General features: G+C 41.7%; 1 protein-coding gene and 1 tRNA gene. One reads left to right on the plus strand and one right to left on the minus strand.

The window, feature by feature from the left end; genetic code table 11:
- Positions 1-831: 831 nt before the first annotated feature.
- Positions 832-1,014, plus strand: coding sequence for a hypothetical protein (locus ACR2F7_RS16325; protein WP_432714607.1), 183 nt, complete (start codon positions 832-834; stop codon positions 1,012-1,014).
- 2,287 nt (positions 1,015-3,301) lie between these two features.
- Here the strand turns inward: ACR2F7_RS16325 and ACR2F7_RS16330 are convergent.
- Positions 3,302-3,410, minus strand: a tRNA-OTHER gene (locus ACR2F7_RS16330).
- Between the last annotated feature and the right edge of the window lie 1,105 nt (positions 3,411-4,515).

Genomic DNA, 4,515 nt, shown 5'->3' on the forward strand with positions numbered 1-4,515 from the left:
AACAATGATTAGGCGCTTGATGAGGAGGCTGAGGTGCTAGTGAAGAAGTTGTGGCGCATGGTCATCTTCTTCTCGGAGAGTGAGAAGCGTGGATTGTCTGCCTAAAGGTATGATGACCAAACATTCTTAGAATGGATGAAGTTACAGCCAACATACCGACGATGATAAAGAGGATGAGCAGGAAGGAAGAATATCACAAAGATGTAAGACACCAATTGCTGCATAATACCAAATCAGAATTCAAGTAGCGCAATGACTATGTCTTAGGCTTTGCTTATGCGATTCCGGACGCCTCATGCGATAAGTGCCAACTGCCAACGCCAAGAAGTTTCGTGCATATAAATGATCTTGCGGAGTCCCAACCTCTTAATCTATCACCCAGTAATTGACGAACGAGCGTGGCTGCTATGGAGCACTTCGTGTCCCGCATAGACGACGCGTTTAGCAGATTGAAAACCACACAGCAACTACAAGTCATCACCGGTATATAATTCACGCGGTTAAGTCTAATGACGACAACAATCCATGCACAACCCTTTGCAGCAGCAAAGCACATCCTCGTTGCTCTCGCTGCCTCTCGCGCACTCAGCATCAGCCAGTCTCACGCCTCATCGTAACCACAGCCGCAGCATAGTTGAGCTCAAGCACAGTAGCAGTTCCATCTGCTGGGTGAAGACATACCAAATAGTTTGATGAAGAGGAGTAATGAAATTGGCGGAGCGCGGGGCTCTTATAGCTCGTTAAATGTGGACTTGGAAGGAATTATTCACTCCAGGGTTTCAGTAAGCGGAAAGGAGGGGCACGTGGTTCCTTATCATCAAACTACAATAAATGGCCAAGCTCAGTTTCTTATGCGAGGTTTGTCCTATTGAGGCCTGCACCGTTGAAGCTAAAGATTTTCCTCACCAGGCTAAATGTAAAACCAGGCTCATGACAACAACGGCCAGGCACGACGATGAGGCGCAGCAGAATGCACATCCAATAATCTTGCTGCCACTCCTGCGCTCAACATGACCCAACCTCACGCCTCAGGTAACCGAAAGAAGGATGATTGATGATCCATGGTAGGAATGGAGCTTAAGTACAGCACTTGCTCATTTGTTAGGTGAAGACATATCAAATAGTTGATGAAGAGGGAATCAGGATATGGAGGCAGGGTTTACATAGCCCGCTAGAACTGGACTTGATACGAGCTATTCACATGAGCACTTAGACAAGTGAAGAGGGTGGGTAGGCGGCTTTACTTTGAACCGCCAAGGTAGAGAATCTTCCCAGTATATATAGATCATGTAGGTATCGAGTTTGCCAATCATCAAGTTAAACAAATGGCCAATCTCTGTTTTTTATAGGAGAATCTGTCCGACCGACGCGCAATGCATGCTAGGTTATCTTGCCACTTTCGTGCTTTCATCAGCACCCTCCTTCTAGCCTCATACCTCTGGTAACCACAAGAGCTAGACTGTTGAGACGGAGTCAGAATTGAGCATAAGAATCAACGTGGAGTATCTGTATATCTGGATAGCATCTTGACCTTGATGGATAGATATTTATATCTAGGGATAATTGAGGGATAATTATCCGGATTACATGGGTATTTCAGATAAATAGAGTGGATATTGTAATTTGAGAACGGTAATGCCTAGCTTATGCCAAAAACAAAACTTGCTCCTAGCTACTTGAAGAGACTATTTAGACCCCAGCTCTTTAGGCAGAAGTGATATCTGAGTGTCAAATATCATATAATTCTACTTTATAGTAAATAAATCACTATATTAACTGAATACCTGCTCTAAAGGAGCCAAAGTCACCAGAATAGCTAAGTAGTCTTTAGCTATCTGAGCTATGACTGGGTATTCAAACTGCTTTGAGTTCTAGTATGCTAGTACATCTGTGCTTCAACTTGCTTGCTTTTCTTTTACCCAATAAGTGTACTCAACTTCAGCTGCCACATTATAAGTACTATATATGTCATTGTTTGAGTTTGCTTCCTGATTTGGGATTTTAAAATTTAAGTCAACTTTCTCTAAAGCAGTAGCATCTAGCTCTCTTTAATAATTAAAATAGTGTGACTACACATTATGAAACTGTCATTTAGCTCTTTTAATTTGATTTATATCTTTGATTAAGGGAAACATAGCATTAAAAGCATAAAGGTTCATCCTTAGATCAAAGACTATTGCCACATTTGAATGACTTTGAGTCTGATTTTTTGCTAATGTTTAGTACTCAATAAGCTTTGCAAGAGCTGCTTTATATGCTGCTGAAATTGTTAAGGATATCTTGTATCTTCTATCTTAGCCATGAGTTTATTAATTATCCTTACATACTAAAGCAGGACTGCATTCAAAGTAAGGTGAATACTAATTTGCATCTATACTATGGACACAAACAAAGATTATAAACAGCTACTTTAGACACTTAAAAGTAGACTAATCAGTATTGGTCAGCTGAATACCTTAAATGCTCATTGTTTAAAATCTGAGATAGATAATATAATATAATCAATCTTTGAAAGTAAAAAGTAGCCTCAAAGCATCTCATATTGAGCTTTATTGCACTAGCATGTCAAGCTTGAGCTCTATTTCTAAAAGCTTATATAATGTAATTTGTCATTGTAAGCCATCTCTCTACTATTTTTGTTTTTGAATAGATAAATATATTGTCTCATTTTTGCTATACTAACTACAATCCTTATATCAGGCTTAAAAATAAGTTAGAATGTAGGTGTAGCCCTTATCAAAATAGCAGCTTAGCAGCTGCTTAGATACTCTTTAGAATTAGCCTTTAAGGCTTTAAGTATAGCTTATATAGCTAAGTTTATAATATGAGTAATGCAATATACATTACCCTTAAATGCTTTAAATGGCCAAAAGTACAAAAGCAAGTAGCTTTTTTATCTAGTAGCAGCTTGGAAGTGTCTCAGTATAACTATATTATTTGTGGCATTATCACAAGTGGTGAAGATAGCTTTGGTAATATCTTAGTCTTCCATTATTTTAAATAGAATACATGTGAGATACTCTCTGTTATATATAGGCTCTACTAGATGCATAATATCCAGCATCATATCTTTTAACTCTCAGTCAAGATTGATCTAGTAAATGGTTATAGCTGCATACTTCTTATAATTTCAAGCTGACCATCTATCTGTGGTAATATAAAGCCTTCCACCATTCTTAATATGATAGTACAAACTGCTCTGAAGATCTTGTGTTACTGCTTTATACTCACTAAAAACTAAACTTATGCCCACCATGTCACTCCTTCCCTTGTGCAGTGATCCCCCAAAACAAAAAATAAATGCTCTCTGTGAGGCTCGAACTCACGACCTTAGGATTACCAACTCGTCTATCGGGTTGTCATATAGAAATCATATGAGACCTACGCTCTACCAACTGAGCCAAGAAAGCAATTTTTATTGTGGGGTGCGACCGCGTAAAACTTATCTAAAGTTTTCTCACGCGAGGCTGAAAGATCAACTTTTGATGGGAAGGGACGATGGAGGGGGTTTTGATGGGTGCATCGGGGAAGGCGCAACTGGTTCAGGAAGTAGGCGCGAGGGTGTTGCGAGGAAGGAGTGACGCACTTGTGCTGTAATAGGGATTGGTGAAGAAGGAACGCTCGACTTCGATCGCGTTTATGGAAGGGGTGACTTGGCTCGGGGCGGAAAGGTCGAATGCGACGAAGGAAGGAAGCAACGGTTGATGAGGGAGGAGCGGCTGGTTGATGAAGGAAAGAACACTGCATGACTAGGCAGCCAGGCGGTTTGTGACGTAAGCAGGTGCGAACGACTTGATATTGGCAAGCGAATCGTCAAGGACGATTGGTGGATAGATGGCGAGGATTTAGAGGACGGCGCGGCTGACGTGAGAGGAGCGGCCCCCTAAGTTAGCCGCCAGAAGCGCACTGGCGCCAAGTGGGAGAAGTTGCTCAGTTCGTTGGGAAAGGAGCAGCCATTGGCCAGCTTCAAGATTCAAGCTGAAGTGGTGGTGTACAGCACAAATGCTGAAATCACATATAGCAGGCAGACGTCGGCTTTGTTCATTTGTTGAATTTCTCATCTATCATATCATCCTCCCCACGCCTACTCCCCGTCCTCATTATTAAATATTACGTACTCTCGTACTTCTCTCCCTTTCCTCATTCATCCTTATACACTTATCCTGCCATCGGTCTACCTCCCCATACTCTTTTGAATAATCCTGAACTCCCGAAATAAGGTATCCCTATGAGCCGCAAAACAGCAATGCTCATGCAACAGAAGGATCCTAGCAGCCGGTCTAGCCAGCGCCATATCATCTCTTCATCATTCAATAGCTTTGTACATGCCAGCTCCCAATCGGCTGGCGTGGGTATGATGGTCTAACCATTATGATTCCTGGTGACGAGCTTGCTGTATTATTTATTCAAGCTTGTTGGCGGACTCTGGGCGGCGGTTGAAGGTGAGTGGGCAATCATCCTGGAGATTCTGTTAGTTTTAATTCATTCTCATTTTGGCTCGGAGTACAGCTCACC

The sequence above is a fragment of the Pedobacter sp. genome, from assembly GCF_045628745.1.
Taxonomy (GTDB): Bacteria; Bacteroidota; Bacteroidia; order Sphingobacteriales; family Sphingobacteriaceae; genus Pedobacter.